Origin of the sequence: Asticcacaulis endophyticus (assembly GCF_014652575.1) — a bacterium.
Lineage (GTDB): Bacteria > Pseudomonadota > Alphaproteobacteria > Caulobacterales > Caulobacteraceae > Asticcacaulis > Asticcacaulis endophyticus.
Genome location: NZ_BMZB01000001.1, coordinates 1,619,928 through 1,643,965 on the forward strand (window position 1 = coordinate 1,619,928; position 24,038 = coordinate 1,643,965).

General features: G+C 57.5%; 25 protein-coding genes. 13 read left to right on the plus strand and 12 right to left on the minus strand.

Features of this window, described 5'->3' with window-relative positions; all coding sequences use genetic code 11:
* Positions 1 to 96: 96 nt before the first annotated feature.
* Entirely contained in the window at positions 97 to 846 is a 750-nt protein-coding gene (locus IE102_RS07255) for an SDR family oxidoreductase (protein ID WP_189485727.1), read from the plus strand.
* Here the strand turns inward: IE102_RS07255 and IE102_RS07260 are convergent.
* The 3 genes from IE102_RS07260 to IE102_RS07270 all read right to left on the minus strand — a co-directional run bounded on the left by IE102_RS07260 (position 843) and on the right by IE102_RS07270 (position 4,735).
* Complete coding sequence (locus IE102_RS07260; RefSeq protein ID WP_189485728.1) at positions 843 to 2,672, minus strand: aminopeptidase P family protein; 1,830 nt, start codon at positions 2,670 to 2,672, stop codon at positions 843 to 845. The genes IE102_RS07255 and IE102_RS07260 overlap by 4 nt on opposite strands.
* Positions 2,673 to 2,714: 42 nt before the next feature.
* On the minus strand, positions 2,715 to 3,803 hold the full coding sequence (locus tag IE102_RS07265; RefSeq protein WP_189485729.1) for an FkbM family methyltransferase: 1,089 nt from the start codon (positions 3,801 to 3,803) through the stop codon (positions 2,715 to 2,717).
* Positions 3,804 to 3,868: 65 nt separating this feature from the next.
* Positions 3,869 to 4,735 (minus strand): 50S ribosomal protein L11 methyltransferase, encoded by an 867-nt coding sequence (locus tag IE102_RS07270; RefSeq protein ID WP_189485730.1) that lies wholly within the window; start codon positions 4,733 to 4,735, stop codon positions 3,869 to 3,871.
* Positions 4,736 to 4,831: 96 nt separating this feature from the next.
* Between IE102_RS07270 and IE102_RS07275 the strand changes: the two genes are divergently transcribed.
* Positions 4,832 to 5,653, plus strand: a complete 822-nt coding sequence (locus IE102_RS07275) for a hypothetical protein (protein WP_189485731.1) — start codon at positions 4,832 to 4,834, stop codon at positions 5,651 to 5,653.
* Between the two features lie 129 nt (positions 5,654 to 5,782).
* Positions 5,783 to 7,669, plus strand: coding sequence for an ABC transporter ATP-binding protein (locus IE102_RS07280; RefSeq protein WP_229807606.1), 1,887 nt, complete (start codon positions 5,783 to 5,785; stop codon positions 7,667 to 7,669).
* Here the strand turns inward: IE102_RS07280 and IE102_RS07285 are convergent.
* Positions 7,646 to 8,143, minus strand: coding sequence for a GNAT family N-acetyltransferase (locus tag IE102_RS07285; RefSeq protein WP_189485732.1), 498 nt, complete (start codon positions 8,141 to 8,143; stop codon positions 7,646 to 7,648). The two genes, IE102_RS07280 and IE102_RS07285, sit on opposite strands and share 24 nt — an antisense overlap.
* Positions 8,144 to 8,181: 38 nt before the next feature.
* Positions 8,182 to 8,502, minus strand: a complete 321-nt coding sequence (locus IE102_RS07290) for a hypothetical protein (protein WP_189485733.1) — start codon at positions 8,500 to 8,502, stop codon at positions 8,182 to 8,184.
* Positions 8,503 to 8,737: 235 nt separating this feature from the next.
* On the opposite strand from IE102_RS07290, the gene IE102_RS07295 reads away from it, so the two are divergent.
* Entirely contained in the window at positions 8,738 to 9,370 is a 633-nt protein-coding gene (locus IE102_RS07295) for a Pr6Pr family membrane protein (protein WP_189485734.1), read from the plus strand.
* Here the strand turns inward: IE102_RS07295 and hisN are convergent.
* The 4 genes from hisN to IE102_RS07315 all read right to left on the minus strand — a co-directional run bounded on the left by hisN (position 9,341) and on the right by IE102_RS07315 (position 11,990).
* Entirely contained in the window at positions 9,341 to 10,150 is an 810-nt protein-coding gene (hisN, locus tag IE102_RS07300) for a histidinol-phosphatase (RefSeq protein WP_189485735.1), read from the minus strand. The genes IE102_RS07295 and hisN overlap by 30 nt on opposite strands.
* Before the next feature lie 254 nt (positions 10,151 to 10,404).
* Complete coding sequence (locus tag IE102_RS07305; RefSeq protein ID WP_189485736.1) at positions 10,405 to 10,788, minus strand: helix-turn-helix domain-containing protein; 384 nt, start codon at positions 10,786 to 10,788, stop codon at positions 10,405 to 10,407.
* Positions 10,789 to 11,074: 286 nt separating this feature from the next.
* Positions 11,075 to 11,602, minus strand: a complete 528-nt coding sequence (gene rcdA, locus IE102_RS07310) for a protease adaptor protein RcdA (RefSeq protein ID WP_189485737.1) — start codon at positions 11,600 to 11,602, stop codon at positions 11,075 to 11,077.
* A gap of 169 nt (positions 11,603 to 11,771) precedes the next feature.
* Positions 11,772 to 11,990, minus strand: a complete 219-nt coding sequence (locus tag IE102_RS07315; RefSeq protein WP_189485738.1) for a DUF1192 domain-containing protein — start codon at positions 11,988 to 11,990, stop codon at positions 11,772 to 11,774.
* Positions 11,991 to 12,170: 180 nt separating this feature from the next.
* Here IE102_RS07315 and IE102_RS07320 point away from each other — a divergent pair, with 180 nt between their 5' ends.
* From IE102_RS07320 to IE102_RS07345, 6 genes are all read left to right on the plus strand, one after another.
* On the plus strand, positions 12,171 to 13,112 hold the full coding sequence (locus tag IE102_RS07320; protein WP_229807607.1) for an NAD(P)H-quinone oxidoreductase: 942 nt from the start codon (positions 12,171 to 12,173) through the stop codon (positions 13,110 to 13,112).
* Between the two features lie 12 nt (positions 13,113 to 13,124).
* On the plus strand, positions 13,125 to 13,490 hold the full coding sequence (locus IE102_RS07325) for a hypothetical protein (RefSeq protein WP_189485740.1): 366 nt from the start codon (positions 13,125 to 13,127) through the stop codon (positions 13,488 to 13,490).
* A gap of 75 nt (positions 13,491 to 13,565) precedes the next feature.
* Positions 13,566 to 14,705 carry an N-acetyltransferase gene (locus tag IE102_RS07330; RefSeq protein ID WP_189485741.1) on the plus strand — a complete coding sequence of 380 codons (1,140 nt, stop codon included), beginning with the start codon at positions 13,566 to 13,568 and terminating at the stop codon, positions 14,703 to 14,705.
* A gap of 84 nt (positions 14,706 to 14,789) precedes the next feature.
* Positions 14,790 to 15,020: a membrane protein insertion efficiency factor YidD gene (gene yidD, locus IE102_RS07335; protein ID WP_189485742.1), complete on the plus strand. Its 231-nt coding sequence runs from the start codon at positions 14,790 to 14,792 to the stop codon at positions 15,018 to 15,020.
* Between the two features lie 91 nt (positions 15,021 to 15,111).
* Positions 15,112 to 17,043, plus strand: a complete 1,932-nt coding sequence (thrS, locus tag IE102_RS07340) for a threonine--tRNA ligase (protein WP_189485743.1) — start codon at positions 15,112 to 15,114, stop codon at positions 17,041 to 17,043.
* An 8-nt stretch (positions 17,044 to 17,051) separates the two neighbouring features.
* The gene (locus IE102_RS07345; RefSeq protein ID WP_189485744.1) at positions 17,052 to 17,963 is read left to right on the plus strand and encodes a glycosyltransferase family 2 protein; all 912 of its coding nucleotides are present in this window, start codon (positions 17,052 to 17,054) and stop codon (positions 17,961 to 17,963) included.
* Positions 17,964 to 17,975: 12 nt separating this feature from the next.
* Here IE102_RS07345 and IE102_RS07350 read toward each other — a convergent pair whose 3' ends face one another.
* On the minus strand, positions 17,976 to 19,694 hold the full coding sequence (locus IE102_RS07350) for an ArnT family glycosyltransferase (protein WP_189485745.1): 1,719 nt from the start codon (positions 19,692 to 19,694) through the stop codon (positions 17,976 to 17,978).
* 219 nt (positions 19,695 to 19,913) lie between these two features.
* Between IE102_RS07350 and IE102_RS07355 the strand changes: the two genes are divergently transcribed.
* The gene (locus IE102_RS07355; protein ID WP_189485746.1) at positions 19,914 to 20,645 is read left to right on the plus strand and encodes a glycosyltransferase family 2 protein; all 732 of its coding nucleotides are present in this window, start codon (positions 19,914 to 19,916) and stop codon (positions 20,643 to 20,645) included.
* A gap of 85 nt (positions 20,646 to 20,730) precedes the next feature.
* Complete coding sequence (locus tag IE102_RS07360) at positions 20,731 to 21,180, plus strand: hypothetical protein (protein ID WP_229807608.1); 450 nt, start codon at positions 20,731 to 20,733, stop codon at positions 21,178 to 21,180.
* A gap of 175 nt (positions 21,181 to 21,355) precedes the next feature.
* On the opposite strand, the gene IE102_RS07365 is transcribed toward IE102_RS07360, so the two are convergent.
* Both IE102_RS07365 and phaR read right to left on the minus strand, forming a co-directional pair.
* Complete coding sequence (locus IE102_RS07365; RefSeq protein ID WP_189485747.1) at positions 21,356 to 21,622, minus strand: hypothetical protein; 267 nt, start codon at positions 21,620 to 21,622, stop codon at positions 21,356 to 21,358.
* Between the two features lie 161 nt (positions 21,623 to 21,783).
* Entirely contained in the window at positions 21,784 to 22,413 is a 630-nt protein-coding gene (gene phaR / locus IE102_RS07370; RefSeq protein ID WP_189485748.1) for a polyhydroxyalkanoate synthesis repressor PhaR, read from the minus strand.
* A 415-nt stretch (positions 22,414 to 22,828) separates the two neighbouring features.
* Here phaR and IE102_RS07375 point away from each other — a divergent pair, with 415 nt between their 5' ends.
* Positions 22,829 to 24,022, plus strand: coding sequence for an acetyl-CoA C-acetyltransferase (locus IE102_RS07375; RefSeq protein WP_189486050.1), 1,194 nt, complete (start codon positions 22,829 to 22,831; stop codon positions 24,020 to 24,022).
* Positions 24,023 to 24,038 lie beyond the last annotated feature (16 nt).

The following is a 24,038-nucleotide window of genomic DNA, read 5'->3' on the forward strand; positions in this document are numbered from 1 at the left end:
GGGGGAGTTCTTGGAGATTTGTTTTTTAGAACTCCCCCTGTTGCAGGGGGAGCTAAGTGCAAATCATTGATTTGCGCTTAGAGGGGGTAAATAGGTATGACATATAAAACGAAAATCGCCGTCATCACGGGCGCAGGCAGCGGCATAGGCCGGGCCGTCGCGGTGGCTTTATCGCAGGCCGGATGGTCGCTGGTTCTGGCCGGGCGACGGAAGGCCGCGCTCAAAGACACCGCAGAGTTATGCGCGGGCGAAACCCTGTGTGTCCCTACAGATGTCACCGACGAAGCCTCAGTTGCTGGACTGTTTGAGGCAACAATCAACCGATTCGGGCGAGTCGATATGCTGTTCAACAATGCCGGGGTAAGCGCTGCGGCCGTGCCACTCGAAGACCTCGACTGGGCGCGGGCCAAGGCCGTCATCGACACCAATGTCACCGGCGCTATGTTGTGCGCGCGTGAAGCCATCCGCGCTATGAAAGCACAAACCCCACAAGGCGGGCGCATCATCAATAATGGCTCGATATCGGCCTATGCGCCGCGGCCTCATGCCGCGCCCTATGTGATGTCAAAGCACGCTGTAACTGGGCTGACCAAATCGATCATCCTCGATGGCCGCCCGTTTGGCATCACCGCGGCCCAGATCGATATCGGCAATGCGGTCACGGATATGTCCGAAGCGATGGCGTCGGGCGTGCTGCAGGCCGACGGCGGCATCCGCCCTGAGCCGCGTATGGACGTGGCCCATGTGGCCTATACGGTGGTGCATATGGCGAACCTGCCGCCGGAAGCCAATATGCCGTTCGTGACCATCATGGCGACCAATATGCCGCTTTACGGACGGGGTTAGAGGGGGGCGCAGACGGTTTTGAGCCACTCGCGGACGTCGGGGGCGACGAGGTCTTTCAGCAGGTCAAAGGTCCTGGCGTGGTAGGCATCCATATAGGCGCGCTCAGCCTCGGTCAGCAGCGAGACCTCGATCAGGTTGCGGTCAATCGGCGCCCACGTCAGGTTTTCAAAGCCGTGCATCGGGCGTTCACCGCCGTCGATGGGCGTGGGTTTGGTCACGTACTGCAGGTTCTCAATCCGGATGCCGAACTCACCGGCTTTGTAAAATCCGGGCTCATTGGAAACGATCATGCCGGTTTGCAGCGGATAGCGGTTGAGGGCCTTTGAAATCCGCTGCGGGCCTTCGTGGACCCCCAGATAGACGCCGACGCCGTGGCCGGTGCCGTGATCATAGTCAAACCCGCCCGCCCACAGATATTGCCGGGCCAAGGCGTCAAGATGCGTCCCCGTTGTGCCTGCCGGAAAACGCACGGTCGCCAGCGCAATATGGCCTTTGAGCACCAGGGTGAACATGCGTTTGTGCTCAAGGTTGGGCTCACCGATCGCCATCGTGCGGGTGACATCGGTGGTGCCATCCTCAGACTGTGCGCCGGAATCGACCAACAGCAAATTGCCCTTGGCGATGCGGATATCCGAGGCCGTCGTGACGCGGTAGTGGGGCAAGGCGCCGTGCGGGCCAAAGCCGGATATGGTATCGAACGACAGGTCTTTGACGCGGCCGGAGGCGATGCGAAGGGACTCCAGCTTTTGCGCCAATTCGATTTCCGACGGCAGGGTGGTTTGCGCCTCTGTGGCGACCCAGTGCAGGAAGGTCGTCAGGATCGCGCCATCGCGGATATGGGCGGCGGTGGTGCCTTTGAGTTCCGTCTCATTCTTGCAGGCGCGCGGCAGGGCGCAGATATCGTCGGCGGGGACGGTGGTGGCACCCGCAGAAGTCAGGGCCTCAAACCAGTAAGCCGACGAAATCGCCGGATCGATCAAAACGCTGTGGCCGCTCAGGTCAGCCAAAGCCGAGGCGATATCGGCGGGCGTCAGCAGCGAGACTTCGTTACCCAGCCACTCACCCAGACCCTCGGTCACCTTGGCCGGTTCAAGGAAAATCTGCGCGCGGCCATCATCGAACAGGATCGCCTGACCCAGCGGCAGGGGCGAGCGGATGACATCGCCGCCGCGAATATTAAACAGCCACGCCAGCGATGACGGGGCGGTGATAAGGGCGGCTTTGGCACCCTTGGCTCTGAGCGTTTCGGCAAGGCCGTGGCGCTTATCGGCGGACGATACCCCTGCAAATTCAATCGGGTGCGGCACGACGGGGGCAGCGGGCTGGGGCGGACGGGCCTCTCCCCACGCCAGATCAAGCGGGTTGGGCGACGTGGCCTTTAGCGTCAGCCCCGCCTGATCGGCCGCCGCTTTCAGGGTTTTCAGGCCATCGGGGCTGTGCAGGGCCGGATCATAGCCGATGACCGCCCCTTTGGGGACTAAGGCTAACTGTTCAGCAAGGGACGCCATGCCGTTAAAATCTTCGACGCTGAACACCGACGGATCGGTCTGCTCGCGCGATTGCAGGGTGTAGCGGCCATCGGCAAACAGGATCGCCTTATCTTGAAACACAATCGCTGCCCCGGCCGAGCCGGTAAAACCTGACACCCACGCCAGCCGTTCATTGGCGTCGGGCAGATATTCGTTTTGATGCTCATCCTCATGGGGGATGATAAAGCCGTACAGCCCCATGGCCGTCATTTGCGCGCGCAGGGCCGCGACGTTGGTGACGCCCTGCGACGGATGGGTGGTGACATCAAAGGTCTGAAAGGCGGTGTCTGCGGGCATGGGAGGGCTTCCTAAACAATCTCCCCATATTTACGACTGTAACTACCCGGTGACAAGCGGCCCGTCAGGCGCGATGCAATAAAGCACTGTATCGGGCACAAAGGCCGAATGGTGGCGCAGGTACATCTCATAGCCCGGATAATAGCTTTTGATCATCGCCGGAATTTCCCACAGATGATGGGACAGGTGATAGATGCTAAGCGCCAGCGTTGGCCGATAGGTCTCAATTATATGGCGCGCACCAGTGATCGCCTCGATCTCGGCCCCTTCAATATCCATCTTGATGAAGTTGGGCGGGGATGCACTTAAGGTCGCATCCAACGACACGACCGGCACTGAAATCGTAACCGGCGCAGTCTCAACGCCGATCATGAACGAACTGCACACCGTATTGAGGGCGTTGAATTTCAGCACATCATTCTTTGACCAGGCCCCGAATGGCAAAAGCCAGAAATCGGTATCTTCAAACTGGGGTTTCAATCCGCCTATTCGTGCGCACAGGCGCTCAAAAATGTCGGGGTCGGGCTCAAAGGCGGCAAACCACGACACCGGCACCGGCGATTTCTTGAGCGCGCTCTGGATCGTGTCGCCATCATAGGCGCCGCAATCGGCAAACCGAAGGGACTTTATACCGCGAAAAACATCAATCCCCGCCGGAAAATAGGGCGCATATTGATCGGGCAAACCGGTGAGCGGGCCTTGGAAATTCTGGCGAAAGGCGATAACGGTATCAAGGATTTCGCGGCTTATGTCATCGCTCAGCATATCGCGAAAGACCTTGAGGCCGGGCTCATTAGGGTTGACGCTGTGGCTTGCGACCGCATCGATCAGGGCGGGGTAGATCAGCGCCAGATCCTGCCACTGATGGATTTCGCCAAATCCCTGACGCGACAGGCTGTCGGCCAGAAAGGTGTGGATATCGGTTGCTGACGGTGTGCCGTTATGCAGCGACACCATCAACCGGATGTCGCCCTTGTCGGCGATGTCAGCCATGCGTTTGACGGGCAGGCCGCTGACCTGCGGCTCCGGCGAAAATTCATCAATGAAGAAATCTGCCGTTTCACCGCGCTGCGCCATCTCGCCCAGCAGGACGCGCCCGCTTTTGCCTGCACCGTAGATTGCCGTTTTCATCGCCCTGAACTCACACTGGTTTGACTTAAACTGGAGTATTAGGTGGAATGGTTAAGCGGGCCTTATCAGACTTTTTGCATGACCAGCGTGCACCAGGCGTCGCGGTGGATGCGGCGCACGACCTTAAAGCCATGCGACAGATAGGCGCCCTTGACGAACCGCTCCTGCGTACGCAGCAGGCCGGACAGGATGACGACCCCGCCGGGCTTAAGCGCGCCGCGGATAGAGTGCGACAGGCCCACCAGAGGCCGTGCCAGAATATTGGCGAACACCAGATCATAGGGGGCGTCCTGACGCACGTCCTTATGGTTCAGGCCATTGGCCCACACAAAGCGAGCCTTGGCCTGATTGAGCTTGGTGTTCTCATTGGAAATACGCACGCTGATCGGGTCGATATCGGTACCGACGGCGAACTTGGTGCCGGTTTTGGCCGCGGCAATGGCAAGGACGCCGGTGCCTGCGCCGACATCGAGCACGCGCTCAAATCGGTGTTTTTTCAGCAGATCATTATACGCCATGAGGCAACCCACCGTCGTGCCGTGGTGGCCGGTACCAAAGGCCGCACCGGCTTCGATGCGCAGATTGACGGCGCTTAGTGGTCGTTTGCCGCGGTCGTGGGCGCCGTAGACAAAGAAACGCCCCGCCCGAACCGGCGGCAAACCTGACAGCGCCATAGCCAGCCAATCGGCATCGGCCAGTTGTTCAGTGGTGAGTTTCAGGTCAGCGTAATCGGCCAAAACCTCTTGTAAACGCTCAGACTCTTCCTCAGTGGTCGGGAAGGCATCGATGCGCCAGATGTTTTTGTCCTCATCTTCCTCAAGGATGGAATAGGTCGCCCCTTCGAGGAAGGCGTCGTCGTCAATGGCGCTGGCTGCGGCTTCGGCAACGGCGCGGGGGCCACGGGCGACGATTTGCTGAGGATGGTAGGTCATGTTGCTTTATGTTCTTTGTACGCAATTGATTAAGAGCGCAGAGTCAGATAGGCTAAGGAGATTCGACGACTGCGTTTGAGCGATGGGATAAGATTGATGGCGAGAGCTACCACGAAAAAGACGACGACGGAAACAGAAATCCCGGCCGATGCCGGTGTAAAAAAGACCATCGCGCGTAAGGCTCCGGCCGTGAAGGCGGCGGCGGAAAAAGCTGTGGCCAGTGCTGAAAAGACCGTAAAGTCCGCAGCCAAGACAACGGCGGCTACCGCCAAGAAAGCGACAACCGCCGCGAAGACGACGGTTAAAAAAGCCGCTGCCGAGGTAAAGCCGATCGTGGCCGACACCAAAAAGGCCGTAGTCGCTGAGACCCAAAAGGTTTCCAAAGCCGCAGCCAAGACCGAAGTCAAGGCGGCTAAGGTCGTAAAGACGGCTGAGAAAAACGTCGAAAAGACCGTGAAAGCGGCGACCAAAAAGGTAGAAGCCGCTGTGGCTGATGCCAAGAAGACCGCCGCCAAAGCGACCGATAAGGCTGTGGCCAAGGCCAAGCCCGTCATCGCCAAGGCTCAAAAAGAGGCCGAAAAGGCGATTGATGCCGCGCAGGACAAAATCGACGATGCCATCAAGGCTGCCCAGCCCGCGCTCGATAAGGCCCGCAAAGAAGCTACGAAGGTCATCGATGCGGTTGAAGATAAGGTTGATGACGCCGTAAAGGCGGCAACGCCTGCCATCAATCAGGCTAAGGCCAAGATCGATGACGTTCTGGATGATGCCCAGGCTAAGCTTGATGAGGCTGTTAAGGCCGCTAAGCCGACCTTTGATAAGATCGAAGCCAAGGTCGAAGAGGTCGCCGCGGACGCCAAGGCCGCCGTTACACAGAGCAAGCCCGGTTTCTGGGCACGTCTGTTCGGCAAGAAATAATACCCGCACGATATCCGGATTAAGGAAGGGCGGGATTAAACTCCCGCCCTTTTTCATGTCTAAGCAGCATGATCATGTCATCAACTGACATACGGGCGGTATAAACACCTACAAAGCCCAGTCAGGTTCATGATGATACTCGCACCCGTATTTACCTTTTTTGAGAGCCTGATTAAGCCGTTTAAGGACTATCAGGCCGCAACGCCGCCCACGACCGTGCGCGGATTTTTCACCCATTTCCTGCGTCAGGTCTGGCCGGTTTTTGCGGTATTGCTGGTGGTCGGGCTGTTGTTCACCCTGACCGAAGTGATGGTGTTTCAGTACATCGCGCGGGTCATCGACATATTGACCCACGCCGATCCGGCACAGCTTTGGGCTCTGCATGGCCGCGAGTTCATCATCATGCTGCTGGTGCTGGGTGTTTTATCGCCCGCACTGTTGGGCTTACATTCGCTGATCCTGCAACAGGCGATCACCTCTAATTTTCCGACCCTGATCCGCTGGCAGTCGCACCGCCATGTCGTGCGGCAATCTTTGAGCTTTTTCAGTAATGACTTTGCCGGACGGGTGGCCTCAAAGGTGGTCGATACGGCCTCGGCCCTGCGCAACACGCTGGTGACCCTGTGTGACACCTTCCTTTATGTCATCGTCTATTTCACCAGCGCGATCGTGCTGTTTTTTGCCGCCGATCCACGCCTGATCCTGCCGGTGATCATCTGGATGGCGCTGTATGTCCTGATGTGCCTGCGGTTCGTACCCAAGTTATCCAAGGCCTCCGAAGAAGGCTCTGAGGCGCGCTCATCACTGGTTGGGCGGGTGGTTGACAGCTACACCAACATCCAGACGGTCAAGCTATTTGCCAATACCCACCGCGAAGACGACTATGTGCGCGAAGCGCTCGATTTCAACGGCAAAAAATGGCAGGCCCAGCAGCGGTTGATCACCACGCTCGATATCGGTGTGGCGGTGCTGAATGCCAGTTTACTGATTTCTACGGGCATCTTGGCGGTGTGGCTGTGGCGTGATGGCGCCATCAGTGTCGGTGCCATTGCCCTGGTAGGGGCTCTGACTCAGCGATTGCTTAACATGTCCGGCTGGGTGATGTTTCAGGTCACCAGCCTGTTTGAAAATATAGGCACCGTGCAAAACGGCATGGAAACCATCTCGCATCCTCATACGGTGATCGATGCTGCACAGGCTGCTGATCTGGTGGTAACGCGGGGCGAAATCCGGTTTGAAGACGTGCAGTTCGGTTATGGTGACAGCGGCCGTCCGGCGCTCAACGGCATCAACCTGACCATTGCGCCGGGGGAAAAGATCGGTCTGGTCGGGCCATCAGGGGCGGGTAAGTCGACGCTGGTTAACCTGTTCCTGCGCCTCTATGACCTGACCGGCGGGCGCATCCTGATCGATGGGCAGGACATTGCGACGGTGACGCAGGAAACCCTGCGCAGCCATATCGGCATGGTGACGCAGGATACGTCGCTGCTGCACCGCTCAATCCGCGACAATATCGGCTATGCCCGGCCGGGTGCCAGCGATGCGGAGATTATGGAAGCCGCGGCGCGTGCCCATGCGGCCAGTTTTATACCGGCTCTGGTCGATTCCAAGGGGCGCGCGGGGCTTGAGGCCCATGTCGGTGAACGCGGCGTCAAGCTGTCGGGTGGGCAACGGCAAAGGGTTGCCATTGCGCGCGTGCTGCTGAAAAATGCGCCGATGCTGGTGTTGGATGAGGCGACCTCAGCGCTCGATTCTGAGGTCGAGGCCGCGATTCAGGACAGCCTGATCGACCTGATGGAGGGCAAGACGGTGATTGCCATCGCCCACCGCCTCAGCACGATTGCGCGCATGGATCGCCTGGTGGTCATGGATGGTGGGCGGATTGTTGAGGTCGGCACCCACAGCGAACTGACCGCCGCCGGCGGGCTCTATGCGCGGCTATGGGCGCGCCAGACGGGCGGGTTTATTGCTGAGGACGTGGCCGTCAAAAGTTTAGAGCTTTCGGAACATGACTAAGGCATCAACCAGCCCTTCGACCGGATGATCGAAAGCGTCCGGCAGGCGGGTCAGGGTCTGAAAGCCCAGCCCGTGCCATAGCGCCACGGCGCGGGTGTTTGTAGAGACCACGAAATTGAACTGCATGGCGGCAAAGCCCATGTCTTTAGCCACCTCAAGCGAGTGCTGGCACATGGCGCGGGCCACGCCTTTACCGGTGGCATGAACGGCGGTCATATAGCCGCAGTTGGCGACGTGGGCGCCACCACCTTTTTGGTTGGCTTTGAGGTAATAGGTGCCCAGAATTTGCCCGCTATGAATTTGTCCGTCGGTTTCGGCGACAAACACGTAATGACCGACGCCAAACCAGTAGTTTAAGGTTTGTTCACGCGACCAGTCACGGGGCAGGGCGTAGGTGTCGCCAGCGCGGATGACAGGCTCAAGGATCGACCAGATAGCGTCATGGTCAGCAGTAGTGGCGGGACGAATATTCATCCCCGCCAAATAGGGCGGCTTATTGATCGGCGCAAGTCTCAGCTAAGCCGTAAACGCAATGACTCTGCCGTCAGCGACAGCATTTCGCGTAAGTTGTCTTCGTCAACCTCATCGACTTCCATGACCATGCGGGTCATTTCGTCATTAAGCAGGTCGTCAAGCGACAGGTCGGGAATAATGGAATGGCGGGTGGCGGTGGAGCGCTTAATGGCAGGGGTACCCAGCATGTCGGCCTCCTTCTTATGAGGTGTGTCTAATAAAGCGCTGACAGGGTGCGATAGCCCTGTGAACGCGAACGGATCAGAATAGGTGTCGATCTCATCATATCGCAATTGAGAATTATTCGCAATATAGCTCATCGGCATTTATCCCTTACGGTTTCGGGTTGCGGTTTTTCAGGCTGCAGGCTCTAAACACTTAAGGTTATAAAAGAATTTTGTATCGTTCTGATGATAGTTGGGCATATAGGCAGCGCTTTGGCGTTTACCAAGTACGGCTGTGAAGTCTTTTAGACATTTTTTATGGCCGGAGTTTGACCGGTGTTTGGTATAGCTTACCATAATTACGTCATAACACAACGTGCAGGGGAACATCATGAAACGCTTGGTAACCGTTGGCGGGCTTGGGGTTGGGATTATCGCCCTGTGTGTTCAACTTTTTTTGACTATTTCGTCAAGATTGGTGAACGGCGATAACCTGTTGGACGCTTTCGTTTTCTTTATCAGTTTCTTCACCATACTGACCAATTTGGCGCTGGTTCTGATCTATGCGTCGGCGCTGTTTAAGGGGCGCTGGCTGGACGGTTTCAGGCGCGACGGGGTACGCGCTATGATGGCCGGGATCATGACTCTGGTTATGATATTCTACCATTTCATGCTGGCTCAGACCTGGAATCCGCAAGGGTGGTTCAAGGTCTGCGACATCGCGTTGCATTATGTGACGCCGGTCATTTATCTGGTGTGGTGGGTGTGGGTGCAGCCCCACGGTGCGCTACGTTTTCGCGATATTCCGGCGATGTTTATACCGGCTGCCATCTATGTGGCCTATGTGATGATCCGTGGTGCGATCACCACGATTTATCCATATGCCGTGTTTGACGCGCATACCCTGGGCTATGAGGCGGTGGCGATCAATGTTGTCGGCTTGATAGTGTTTGCAGGCATTTTGTTTGCCGTTGCCGTTTGGGCGGATAAGGTTTTAAGCCGCCGCCCGCCCCAGATGCGTTAAGGCTTCATCGCGAACCGATGTGCTGCCCGACGCGATCACTTGACCGCCATAACCGCCGACGGGTTGGCCGTGCCAGTCAGTGACGGTGCCGCCGGCGTTCTCGATCACCGGAATGATGGCGTCGATATCCCAGGCCATCAGGCCGGTTTCAAGGGCGATGTCCATCGTCCCTTGAGCCACCATGGCAAAGGCATAGGCGTCGCAGCCATAGCGCGCAAGACGGGCCGCACTTCGTAATGAACCAAACGCGTCGGCCTCAGGGCCTTTGAACAGGAAGGGGTCGGTGGTGCCAAGGGTGGCGGCCGATAGTGTGCCGCAATCGCGCACTTTCAGCGGCGTTTCACCGGAGGCGGTAATCAAGCGTGAGCCCAGATTGGGGCTGCCGATAAAGATTTCACCTAAAAAGGGCTGGGCAATCAGCCCAACGACCGGGCGATTGTGGTGGCGCAGACCGATCAGGGTCGTCCACAGCGGCAGGCCGGAAATGAAGGCGCGGGTGCCATCGATGGGATCAAGTACCCAGACAAATTCGGCGTCGGGCTGATGCTCACCATATTCTTCGCCGATGACGCCGTGGTCGGGGAAATGTTCCGAAATGAGTGAGCGGATGGCGCGTTCGGCCCCTTTGTCGGCTTCGGTGACCGGATCAAAGCCTTTGTCCAGCTTATTTTCGGCCCCCAGCGACAGGGTGCGAAACAGCGGCAGCGAAATGCGCGCCGCGGCGGCGGCGAGGGTCTGGGCAAAGGCGTCCAGATGATCGAAGTCCGGGGATTTTGTCATGACGGCCAGATGTAAATCCAGTCGCCGTGATCGTCCAGTCAGAAAGTGATCATCCGGACGCTATGCGACCAGAAGGGTAGTGTGCTCAGTTACTACACATGAATCTTACAGGTGGTCAGAACCTCCAAACCTTAAAAAGGTTTGGCAAGGGCGCCAAATTAGGTACTTGGCCGCCTGAGCGTTATGCGAAGTGCCTGCGTGGCGTTTGAGCGTTACTGCGCTCAAGAAGCGCAGCGTTAGCGCAACTAAAAGTACTATGCAGCTTGATCGTTTTCGCCGTTAAGCGATTTGGCCAGATCAAGCAGACGACGGCGCGGCCGCTCCGACAGGCGGTAATAGGCCTGAATGAGGTCGAGGGTTTCCTTGCGTGAAAACACTTCGATGCCTTCGTTCTGAACTGCGGCGACTTCGGTGCGGTCATCGGACAGACCGTCATAGAAGTAGTTGATCGGGGTTTCCAGCGCCTTAGCCAGTTGGAACAGGCGGGCAGCGGAAATGCGGTTGGCGCCACATTCATATTTCTGGATTTGCTGGAAGCGGATACCAACGGCCAGGGCCAGTTGCTGCTGGGTCAGGCCGAGCAGGCGGCGGCGGCGGCGCAGACGTTTGCCGAGGTGCAGATCGATATCAGTAGCCATAATAATTCCCCTTCTGGTCTTAAGGTGCGGCTGTTGAATTCACGTATTGGGCGTTCCGTTTCGGGACGCTTCGTAGTGTGAGTTTCAAGCTTCGTGCCAGAGGCGAAGTCACAGGGGGCAGATACTTATCCGTGCACCTATGGGGGAGTATTGGGGTGAGTCAGTACAGTGTGAGGGGCATGTGGAAAGTGGTGATAACCCTATCCACATCAAATCGACGGACCGTCGCCGCCCGCAACAAAAAAGGGGCCGTAAGGCCCCTTGTTCATTTCGGTATGTGCTCTGCTTACTGGCGGGCTTCGGTAGCCGCCCCAAAGGCATTTTGCAGAAGCTGCATCTGGTTCAGCACCTGATTGACCGCAGGCACCTCAGATTCCGCATCAATAAACATGCGCTTGTCCATGTGAGAAATGCGATCATAGAGGCGGTTGGCACGGTCCAGCAGGCTGATCAGGCCATCGGGCATCTTTTCGGCCCCATCCGCGGAGCTGCTTTGCACCGGTGTTAAGCGGTAACGCTCTTCGCAGGCATCGGCGGCTTCCATATCGCCTTCACGCACGGCGCGCTGCACCAAAAGCCACGAAGCGATCTGCATCAGGCGGGTGGTCAGGCGCATGCTCTCACCGGCATAGGCCAAGGCGTCTTCGCGGTTCAGCAGGCGGCTGTCCCTGCGGCCATCGCCATCCAGATAGGCGGCGGTCTCTTCGACCAAAGCCATACCTTCTTTAAAGGTCCGGTCAAACAGGTCGGAGCGGGCAAAATCACGCACGATTTCAACGCGCTGAACTATCTGTGTGGCGACACTATCTGACATCAAAAGACTGCCTTCAAATAAATGTAGGGCGAACCCATACTACGCTTAACCATAATAGCCGTGCGGACCATATCATGCCCCGCAGGCCTTGTCACAAATCGCTTTGTGTCCCATTCGATGCAACCCCCGTGCCATTCCCGTGACTGTCCGTGTTACGGTTTGGGCACCTCTACCCCTTAAAGGAGAAAAGCGCATCCGCCGCGGAACGCTGGCTTTTCTTGGCAGTCAGGGCGTTGCGGGTACGCATCGTTTCGGCCTCCAGCGCCTCAATCCGGGCCGTCAGGTCTTCGACGCTGAACGGGTCGAGATCTTCCCGAAACAGAGTGCCCGCAAGGCCTTTGGTGGCCGTAAGCGCGCGCGGTTCAGCCGGAATATCGTCATCTATCATAGGCTGCCTCCCCGGATTTTAGCTTATAGCTGAGATCGAAAAACTGGGATCGGTTGAATATGAACCCTATCTGTTTATGATCATCATCAAACCCGTATCAGGCGAAGATTGCAAGGAAAACGAATCAGCATGCATGTGATTCAGGTGAACAATGACGGGAAAAGTCCGTATGATCTTTTTGTGGCTGAGGCCCCCCGGCCTGAGACGCCCGCGGGCCATGTCCTGATACGGGTCAGCCATGCCGGGGTGAACCGTCCCGATATTCTACAACGCATCGGGGCCTACCCGCCACCTGTGGGGGCATCGCCTATATTGGGGCTTGAGGTCTCCGGCACGATTGAGAGCTTGAACCTTAGCGATGAAGAGGCCCGGTTGTTGGGGTGGACGCTGGGCGATAAGGTCTGTGCCCTGACCAATGGCGGGGGCTATGCTGAGTTCGTCAGCGTCGATGCCCGCCACCTTCTGCCCATTCCCAAAGGTCTTACGATGGCGGAGGCGGCAACCCTGCCGGAAGTTTCGCTTACCGTCTATGCCAATATGATCGAAGGCGGTGGCCTGAAAGCCGGAGAGACCGTACTGATCCACGGCGGCAATTCCGGGATCGGATCTATGGCGATCCAGATGGCCAAAGGTTTTGGCGCCAAGGTCATCACCACCGTGCGCGGCGCCGATAAGTGCGCGCGGGTCGCGGCGTTTGGGGCTGATCTGGTCATTGATGCGGGGGCGGGGGATTTCGTGGAAGCTGTCAAAGCTTACGGTGGGGCGGATGTGGTCATTGATATCGTCGGTGGTGATTATACTGACCGGAATCTGATCTGCCTGAAACCTAAAGGCCGGATGGTGCAGGTCGGTGTGGGGGCGGGCGCAAAGGTGGCGCTTGATCTGTTTCGCGTCATGCAAAAGCAACTTACGCTCACGGGCTCCACTTTGCGGCCACGATCCGCCGATGAAAAAGCCCGTCTCAGCCATGCTGTGCGCGATCAGGTCTGGCCCCTGATTGACGCGGGCCAGATAAAAACCGTTGTCGAAAAGGCATTTAGCCTTGATAAGGCGGGCGAAGCCCACGCCTGGCTGGAGGCCGGGCAGCATGTCGGTAAGGTCGTGCTTAAAATCGGCGGGTAATAAGGACATAACATGGCGCATACCAATCTGACCGAAGCGTTCGAGGCCATCAAGCAAATGCTTCTGGTCTATGAGCGCGACTGCGTGTCGCTGCACGATGAACCCATGCGCTATTATCTGGGCTCACCGCGCGCGGCCAAGGACGGTTTTCGCATGTGGTTTGGCGGGGTTGAAATCCGCAAGAGCATCGTGGCCCTTCATCTCATGCCGATCTATCAGCACCCGGAAATGTTGGCCACCTTACCCGACAGCCTGAAACGCCGTCAAAACGGCAAGTCGTCGTTCAATTTCAAAGGCCTGACACCTGAACTGACGCAGGATATCGCCGATCTGATCCGGGCCAGCGCGGTGCGTTTCAAGGCCGACGGCTATATGTAGAAACGTAATTTACGTTAATTCAATCTATGATTGATATTGTTTCCGGCGTTGCTTTAACGTGCGATGGTGCCGGTTATGACCTTTCATCATTCACCTGCCTTGTTTCCCAAGCACGGCTTACGTCCATTTAACGGGGCTGATCGGGCCGGGGTCAATAGGCTATGGGAACAGGTGTGGTGGCCGCAGCGATCCGAGGCTGGCTGGGACTGGATCGCCGCTAATCCGGTATTGACAGAGGTCGCCGTACCGCAGGGCTGGGTGATTAAGGGATCTGACGGCGAGGTGTTAGCGTTTCTGGGCGCATTTGCGCAAAGATTCTGGCAGGGCGGGCGCGCGTATCATGCGGTCACTGGCCATTCGCTGGTGGTGTCACCCACCGCGCGCGGGGCCAGTCGCGCCCTTATCCACGCCATACTGGCCGTGCCGGATATGTTGGCCTGCTATACGCTCAATGCCAATGTCATTTCCCACAAACTTTATGGCCATTATGGTTTTAAGGCGTTTCCGGCTGAGACCCATAATGTCAAACTGTCGTGGGTGACAGGCCCTATCACCTGTCTGGCCGGGCGGGGGCTGCGGCGGTTGGTGCGCGGCCATGATGACTGGGCGCGTAAGGTTGGTGAGCGCTTCCTGCCCCGATCCCTGTGGCGGCCTTTTGATCTTAACCTGCCGGAAAATGTGCGCATCTTAAGTGATTTTGAGGATTACTCTGCCTATAGCCGGTTCTGGGAGGCGCTTAGGTCTGAAGGCCGGCTGATCGCCGATCGTAGTCCGGCTATTCAGCGCTGGCGCTTAAGCGACCCTGATGCCACAACCTTACCAGTGGCCTTGAGTTTTGGCCGGGAAGATGCTTTTGGCGGCTATGCGGTGGCCATGTTCAATAAGCCCAGCCCCATAGAGCCGGTGGCGCTGGAAATCATTGATATTATGGCGCTTGATCACGCGCCGGAGGCCGTGCCAGCCCTCATGACGGCCTTAAAGCGTATCGCAGCTAAGTTCGGAGCGGCGAAACTGAGGCTGCCGGTTGTCAATGACCGGCTGATGCGACAGATTGGGCCGTGGGTGCGCACCGCCCGCCGTGAGGGCGGATGGTCGCATGCTCAGGTCTATGTGCATGACGGTGCACCGGACATTTCGTCCTGGCAACCCACAGCCTATGATGGTGATCATGGCCTATGCCTCAGGCCGCCGCCACGACGTGTTTTTGAGGTTTAGCGCCCTGAATTTGCCACTATGTCCTTGTCAAACCGTCGTAAATAGATTCATGTGCGCGCGATCAGATGGGTTTGGACGTTTGTCATGGCCGACATCTATGTAAAAGCGGTCAGGGCTGGCCACAGGGCTTATAAGCTTGGCCTGTCGCCGATGATAGGGCAGGCGTGCCGGTTTTTGCCGACCTGTTCTGACTATACGGCTGAGGCCCTGATCACCCACGGCCCGCTAAAAGGCGGATGGATGGGGATCAAACGGATTTGCCGGTGTCGTCCCGGCGGTGGCTCAGGATATGATCCGGTGCCACCAAAAGGCTAAAAAATAACTGCCTTTGCCTGTCGTAGGGGTGAGGCTCAATCCACGCTCTGGCCTGTTGTAGGGGCTGAGCATACTGAAAGTGACTTAAAGCATGACGATAGAACTGATTTTCCCCGATGGCGCCAAACGTGAGTTTGAGGCCGGAACCACCGGGAGGGCTATCGCGGAGTCCCTTTCCAAGTCGCTGGCCAAAAAGGCGGCGGTCATCAAGATCGACGGTGAAATGCTTGATCTTGACCGCCCGCTCGATCACGGTGGCAAAATCGAAATCCTGACCCGCGACGCGCCGGAACTGCTTGAGGTCATCCGTCACGATGCCGCGCATTTGCTGGCGCAGGCCGTACAGGAGCTGTTCCCCGGCACGCAGGTCACGATTGGCCCGTCGATTGACGATGGCTTTTATTACGACTTTGCCCGCGAAGAACCGTTCAGCCTGGATGACCTGCCCAAAATCGAAAAGAAGATGAAGGAGCTGGTCGACCGCGACGAGACAATCGTGCGCGAAGTCTGGGACCGCAACGACGCCATCAAGCATTTCGAGGAAATCGGCGAAGCCTATAAGGCCGAAATCATCCGCGACCTGCCGGGGACGGAAACGATCACGGTTTATCGCCACGGCGAGCGCTGGAAAGACCTGTGCCGCGGGCCGCACATGCCGTCGTCGCGCTTTGTCGGTAAGGCGTTCAAGCTGACCAAGCTGGCCGGGGCCTATTGGCGCGGCGATCAGAACAATGCTCAGCTTCAGCGCATCTATGGCACGGCCTGGGCGACCGAAGACGACCTGCAAGCCTACCTCACCCGCATCGAAGAGGCCGAAAAGCGCGATCACCGTAAGCTCGGCCGCGCTATGAACCTGTTCCACATGCAGGAAGAAGGCCGCGGCATGGTCTTCTGGCACCCCAAGGGCTGGATGCTGTACCGGACCCTTGAGGCCTATATGCGCCGTCGTCTGGATGTGGCCGGCTATACCGAGGTCAAGACGCCGCAGGTGCTGGATCGCACCTTCTGGGAAAATTCCGGCCACTGGGATAAGTACCGCGCTAATATGTTCGTCTGCGAGACGGTTGAGGGCGAAACCCTGTCGCTCAAGCCGATGAACTGCCCCGGCCACGTTCAGATATTTAAGGTCGGTCTGCGGTCTTACAAAGAACTGCCGATGCGTATGGCCGAGTTTGGCGCCTGCCACCGCTATGAGCCGTCCGGGTCGCTGCACGGTCTGATGCGAGTGCGCGCCTTTACGCAGGACGACGCCCATATCTTTTGCCGCGAAGACCAAATCGTTGAGGAAACCGAAAAGTTTGTACGGCTGACCCAGATGATTCATTCGGATCTGGGCATGGAAACGGCCTATATCAATCTGGCGACACGCCCCGAAGTGCGGGCGGGTTCTGATGAATTCTGGGATAAGGCTGAGGGCATGTTGCTGGAGGCGGCACGCAAGGCCGGGGTTGAGCCGGTCATCGCCGAGGGTGACGGAGCATTCTATGCGCCTAAGCTCGACTTCATCGTCAAGGACGCCATTGGCCGCGAATGGACCTGCGGCACCTTGCAGCTTGATTACGTCCTGCCCGAACGTCTGGATGCCGAATATGTGGCGGAGGATGGTTCGCGCCAGCGTCCGGTCATGCTCCACCGCGCGATTTTGGGGTCGTTTGAGCGCTTTATCGGCATCATGATCGAAAACTTTGCCGGTAAATTCCCGCTGTGGCTGGCCCCGGTGCAGATTGTGGTGGCCCCCATCACGTCCGATGCCAATGACTATGCCGAGAGCGTCGCCGCCAAATACCGGGCGGCGGGTCTGCGGGTTGAAACCGATCTCAGGAACGAAAAGATCAACTATAAGATCCGCGAACATTCCCTCGCTAAGGTGCCGGTCATCGCGGTCGTGGGCCGCAAGGAAGCCGAAACCGGTGAGGTGGCCTTACGCCATCTCGGCTCGGACGGTCAGACGATCCTGAGCGTTGAGGCGTCCGTGGCGCAACTGGCGACTGACGCCACCCCGCCGGATTTGAAACAGGCGTAAACGTGGATATGGCCGCGCCCTCATCATCGCCTGTGATTGCGACGCCGTCCTCCGGCGTCAGTGTGATTATGGTTGCCTATCACACGGGGAAAATCCTGTTTGACAGCATCCGTGATGTGTTGCGCGATGGGGCGGTGGCTGAGTTGATACTGGTCGATAACGGCTCCACGCCAGAGGTCGAACGGCAACTTCAAGCGCTGGCGCGCGCCGATAATCGCGTGACCTTGCTTCAGGGCCACGGCAATATCGGCTTTGGGCGGGCGGTTAATCTGGGGGCGAAATCCGCGCGTCAGCCGTGGCTGGTGATCCTCAACCCGGATGCGTCCCTCAAAGGCGGCACAGTGGATAAGTTGGTGGCGGCAGCGGTTGACCAGCCAAGCCCGTGCATCGTCGGTGCGCGGGTGCTCAATACTGACGGCACAGAACAGCGCGGGGCGCGGCGCGGCGAAGTCACACCGGTGACGACGCTGGTGTCCCTGCTGCGGCTTGAGCGGTTCGTGCAGGGCCTCGAAGGGTTTGAACTGCATCACCACGATAAGCCTCTGCCGGATGCGCCAATGGCGGTGCCGACCATATCGGGGGCCTGTTTTGCGATCTCAAAGGCCGATTTCGATAAACTCGGCGGCTTTGACCCTGAATTTTTCCTGCATGTCGAAGATGTCGACCTGTGCTGGCGCGCGCGCAAAATGGGCGGGATCGTCCTGTTTCATCCCCATGCCGAGGTCGTCCACGAAGGCCATACCTCCCACGTCGCCCCGACCTTTGTGGAGTGGAATAAGGGCAAGGGCTTGGTGTACTTCTTCAATAAACGCGCTGACACCCTGTGGCGTAAGCTCTATGTCTGGGCGCTGGGGCCATTGATCCTTTTGGTGTCGCTGCTGCGTTCGGCGCTCAGACCGCGGATGAAGCCCGAAGAGTAATCACAAAAGTAATTACTGCTTACGGAACAGGGTGATCGCGACCTCATTGCCGTTGGAATAGTTGTGGCCATGTACGGTGGTGATAGCGCGTACTTTCAGGTTATTTTTCGCCATTTCCGCCTCAAACGCTTTCAGGTGCTCGGCCTCGACAAAGATCGGGCGGCCCTGTTCGACGACGGTCACCGCCTGCTGGGCATTATCGAGCAGGGCAGTTTTGGTGCCCATGGCGAACACAAAACTCGGTTCAGCGTAACCCAGCGTCGCCACCGGGCCGGGGATCAGACCCAGACGCGGGTCGGTGCGTGTCTCGATCAGCGTGTTTTCGAGATTAACCGACATCCACAGCGGTTTGAGCTGAGACGCCAGCGTAATCAGTCCCAGATGCCCGCCGACCCCGCCTAAGAACAGGCACAACAGCCCCGCGGCCTTGTGATTTTTCCACAGGAAGAACCCGCCAAGTGCCGCAATCAGCAGGGCCGAGGCCACCGTCAGGGTCACCGCCGTGAGCGCCACCGTCGGATGCGCACCGGTGCCAAATTCGGTCAGGGCGGTAATGGCTATCCATGAGATGACCACACCGGCAAACAGCCCCAGCACCATATTCATGATCTTGGCCCAGCGCTTATGCACCATGCCGATTGACACCGCCGCCAGCAGGGCCAGCCCGCCATAGGCCGGCAAAGGGTAATGGATCAGCTTGGTGGGGGAGATTTCAAAGATAATAAACGCGGGCAGGAACCAGCAGATCGCAAAGCGGATGGCGGGCTCGATACGGCGCGAGATCGCCGCCTGCAAGGCCCCGCCCAGCAGAAACGTACCTGGGAAAAACATCAGCGGCAGCATCAGCGTATGCGTGCCGGGCCAGGCGAAATGGCCCTCAGAGCCGCTGACCAGCTTGGGCGCCAGATCATCACCGATGGCCGTGCCCCAAAAGGCGCCGTCGGTTGCAATAGTGATGGCAATGGCCCACGGCCCGACCATGAGGACGGTGAGGGCGATCCCCCAACTCCAGCCCAGATGGCGGAACCAGTCCATATTGCCCTTAGACATATCGCCTTTGGCGGCCTGCTTGTCCCACGCGATCAGGGTGAACGCTGTAGCCAGAAAGATCATTGGCCCGATCGGGCCCTTGATAAGAATGGATGCGGCAAAGGCCAGCCAGAAGGTCAGACGCAGGTGACCAAGCTTAAGACGCGCCTTCGGATCGGCGTCGACCGGGCGGTTACGGTACGCGACATAGATCTGCGCCAGCGCCGCCATAAACAGGGTCACAAATCCGCACAGGACGGCATCCGTCTTGGCGATAAAGGCCTCGGTCGACAGCAGCAGGGAAATACCGAGGATCAGCCCGGCTTTCAGGCCGCGCCGGTTATCGAATAAGGCGCCGCCACCCCAGGCCAATGAAAACGCCGCAAGGGCCGCCCCCAGCAGGGATGGCCAGCGATAGGCCAGAATCTCACGCGCCCCAACTTCCGACGTTAAAGACACGCTGGCGGCTTGCAGCCAATGGATACCAACCGGTTTTTTATGGCGCGGGCCGTCCTGATAGTTGATGTTGATGAAGTCGCGGCTTTCCAGCATCTGGCTCGACGCCTGCACAAAGCGCGATTCGTCGCGATCCAGCGGCGGAATGATCAGGGCGCACGGCAGGCCGACCAGAAACGCCACCAGCGCTGCCAGAAGCGGCCCGCGCAAGCCTTGGGTTGCGGCAGCAATGAGTTTGGACGACATGAAAACACTCGCGGCAGATCAAAAATATGGGCGGCAAACTATTGTAGACGCACAGAAAATCCAGCGAAAAAGGACACGATTCGCTAAGGTTGCCACTATTTACCGAATAAGCTTAAAATGTTAAGCACCAGAATCAAAGCCTTAATCTGGCCCTGTCGCGGGCCGTGCCGTGGTTTAACGGTCAGCAATTAAGGCGCGCAGCGATCCGAAAGAGTCCTTATGCCTTTAGCCGTTTCCGTCGTCGTGGCCGTCCAGAATGAAGAGGGCGCGGTCGCCGATGTGGTAAGAGAGCTGAAGTCGGTATTCGATGACGGCCTTGGGGCCGATGGCTTTGAGCTGATTTTCGTCGACGATAAGTCATCGGACGGTACGGTGGCCCAACTACGCGAACTGCAAAAAACCGTGCCTAATCTGCGGGTTGTATTGCACGAAAAGAATGTCGGCAAATCGGGTGGCGTGCGCACCGGTATCATAAGTGCCCGCACCAACATCATTGCTATGATGGACGGTGACGGCCAAAATCCGGCGGCGGATGTTTTGCGGACGGCGCTGAAACTGCTGAATGCCGGCCCGGAGGTCGGACTGGTGGCCGGTGAGCGTAAGCGACGTCAGGATACGGCCTCGAAAAAATGGGCCTCACGCTGGGCCAATAGTATCCGTAAGCGCATGTTGAATGACGGGGCCGAAGATACCGGCTGCGGCATTAAGGCTATCCGCCGCGATGTCTTCCTGCGCTTACCCTATTTCGATAATATGCACCGCTATATCCCGGCCCTGGTCAACCGTGAGGGGTATAAAACCCTTTTTGAGCGGGTTGAGGATCGCCTGAGAACCACAGGTCATTCTAAATATACCAATATCGGCAGATTATGGGTTGCCTTATCCGATCTTCCGGGTGTCATGTGGCTAAACCGGCGTTACCGTCATCCGGGAAGCACAACTGAACTATAAAATTGACGCGAGGGGCGCAATGTCTGGTCAGCCTGGTGAAAAACCGATATTAACCATGTCAGCCGTTGCTTCAGGAGGAAAACGTATGTCCGGTGCGCCGACGCCCAGCCAGCCCAGTATGTGGACCGCGTTTCCTTTACTTGTTATCCCGGTTGTTGCCTACAATCTGATCGCCTTTTTTTCGATGTTTGGTGGTTCGGCCGATGCGGCCTATAACTACCTGCACGGGGTATGGTTTAGCGTGCCGATGCCAGCGCCCGGTTCGACCTGGAAGGTCGGGGTAGGCGATGTCATTACCTTGATCGGCTTGATCATGCTGTTTTTCGAACTGCTGAAATCGACCTCATCGGACAAGGTGGCGATCATCAACCATGCTTTGTCGATGGTACTGTTTATCGTCTGTCTGGTGCAGTTTCTGCTGCTTAAGCCGTTTGCGACGTCAGTGTTTTTCATGCTGACGGCCATGACGCTGCTGGATGTGCTGGCAGGCTTTATTGTCACGACCATCTCGGCACGGCGTGACTTTGAGTTCTAACTCTAATCAGACTTTGATTACCCAAATATCGTGAATATGGTCGCGACGATCAGTACGTCAAAAGTCTTGGTCAGTATGGGGTAAAGGGCCTGCACAGTATCGTCTCCGCTCGTTTGCGGAAAGGCTTTGCAATTTGCGTGCCGGACGTGGTTAAGCGCGATTAACCCTGAAAGCCTTATATTTCGGTCTTTTTGATGATGCCGGCCTGAGGTCTACGGTCATTCCGGCCGGAATATTCTGACTTAAGATAGGTTGTTTTTGCCTGCGCTAAAGTCTCAGCCCCGCCTCTCAGGCCGCGTTTTTCACCGCCCCCTAGGATTTGTGCCGTAAAGCCCGGCTGTGCCTTCGCGCCTATACGCTTACGGGGCTTGGGGCCTGTATCATGATCAATCACCGGCCCGACAGGTACGGGCAGATTGGATGTCTCGCGGGAAGTGGTCATGGGCGGTCTCGTGGGGGCGGTCTCAACATTCTGTTGGTATGCACAATAGCTGATAATGGTGCCGACTTTATTAAACCCTGCTGGACACATGAAAAAGGGCCCCGGCACAGATAACTGTGCGGAGCCCTTTCAAATCCGTGGATGGCGGTTAAGCCTGAAAATTAACTTTTAGTGGCCAGCGCATCAATCTGCGCCTTCATGGCGGCCAGTTGTTTTTTCAGGTCGTCCATTTCATGGCTGTCGGCGGTGGGCTTAGCCTCAGAACCCTCCGAAGGGGCCTCTGCCGAAGCCGGTGCGCCTGCCGCCGTGGCCGCAAACGAGAACGGCGAGAACATACGCATAGCCCGATCAAACATGGCTAGGTTCTGGGACACCTGCTCATCAAAATACCCCAGACCCGGCGCCCCGCCGAAAGCCTGAGAAAACTGCGAACGAAAACGCTCCTGCTGCTTGGCAAAGCCATCAAGCGACATCTCAAGATAGGTCGGCAGCAGGTTTTGCATGCTGTCGCCATAAAAGGAGATAAGTTGGCGCAGGAATTGTATCGGCAGCAGGCTTTGGCCGTGGCTTTCTTCCTCGAAGATGATCTGAGCCAGAACGCCGCGGGTGATATCATCGCCGGATTTAGCATCATAGACGATGAAATCGACGTTTTGACGCACCATGTCGGAAAGATTGTCGAGGGTCACATAGGAACTGGTGGCCGTATTATAGAGGCGGCGGTTGGCATATTTTTTTATGACCACCTTATCGCCTTCGCCGCGTTTGGTTTTGGTCTTTCCTTCCGTCATCAGACGTATCTCCCGTTCATGCCCTTAATCGAGGCGCTACCGCCTGCATAAGGTGTGGTTATTGTGAGCAGACTAGACCTTTTTTTGCTGTTGCGTAAAGCATTTTGGATGCAGTTGCGCGCAACCGGACATAAAATGCGGCAAAATCTTATATTCACTGATAAAAATGATGTTCGCAGTTGCAAAACTGCACATAAAATTTGCTCACAGGTTGTAAATATTCCGTAATAACAGGGCTTTTTCACGCAAAATCAGGTGACGAATGTTGCGGGATGTTGCAGGGTCGGCGACGTCCGCCGCAGGCTTATTCCGGCTTACGGCTCATGCCATTACTGTCTAAATTCCGTTACACAAAGATGTGAAATCTATGAGCGGAAACAATGTGAAAGGATTTGCCCGCATGTCTGCCAAAACCGTGTCAGATGTCGTTATTGTTGCCGCTGCCCGCACGCCGGTGGGCTCATTCTTAGGCGGATTGTCCAGCCTGTCGGGCGCGGAATTGGGGGCCTTGGCCATCAAGGGCGTGATCGAGCGCGCCGGCATTGCCGCCGCCGATGTCGATGAAGTGATAATGGGGCAGGTGTTACAGGCCGCCCAAGGGCAGGGCCCGGCCCGTCAGGCCTCCATCAAGGCCGGTTTGCCGATTGAAACCCCGGCCTGGAGCCTCAATCAGATCTGTGGCTCCGGCTTGCGGGCGGTGGCTTTGGGGGCGCAGCAAATTGCGCTCGGTGATTCGGCAATAGTTGTGGCGGGTGGTCAGGAAAGCATGTCGCTGGCGGTTCATGCCGCGCAAATCCGCACGGGCCAGAAAATGGGCGATCTTGGTTTGAAAGACACCATGATCACCGACGGTCTGTGGGATTCGTTCAACGGCTATCACATGGGTCAGACGGCGGAGAACATTGCCGCCAAGTGGGGCATCAGCCGCGGCGCGCAGGATGAGTTTGCGGTGTCGTCGCAGAACAAGGCCGAGGCCGCTCAGAAAGCCGGTAAGTTCGATGAAGAAATCTTGCCCGTAACCATTAAGGGCCGCAAAGGCGACACGGTCGTCGATAAGGACGAATTTATCCGTCACGGCGTGGTGCTGGACAGCATTTCGGGTCTGAAACCTGCCTTCAATAAAGAAGGTTCGGTCACGGCTGCCAATGCGTCGGGCCTCAATGACGGGGCGGCCGCGCTGGTGCTGATGTCGGCGGATGAGGCCGCCAAGCGCGGGCTTAAGCCGCTGGCGAAGATCGTGTCGTGGGCCAATGCCGGTGTCGATCCGGCGATCATGGGTACCGGCCCGATCCCGGCCTCGAAAAAGGCGCTGGCAAAAGCGGGCTGGAGCGTGGCCGACCTTGATCTGGTCGAATCCAACGAAGCCTTTGCGGCGCAGGCTTTGTGCGTGGTTAAGGAACTGGGGCTTGATACCGCTAAGGTCAATGTCAACGGCGGCGCAATTGCTATCGGCCACCCGATCGGGGCGTCCGGCGCGCGTATTCTGACCACGCTTCTGTTTGAACTTAAGCGCCGCACTGCCGAGCAGGGCAAGCCGCTCAAAGGTCTCGCGACGCTGTGCATTGGCGGCGGGATGGGGGTTGCCATGACCGTTGAGTCAATAGTTTAAGAATCTGATTTAATTA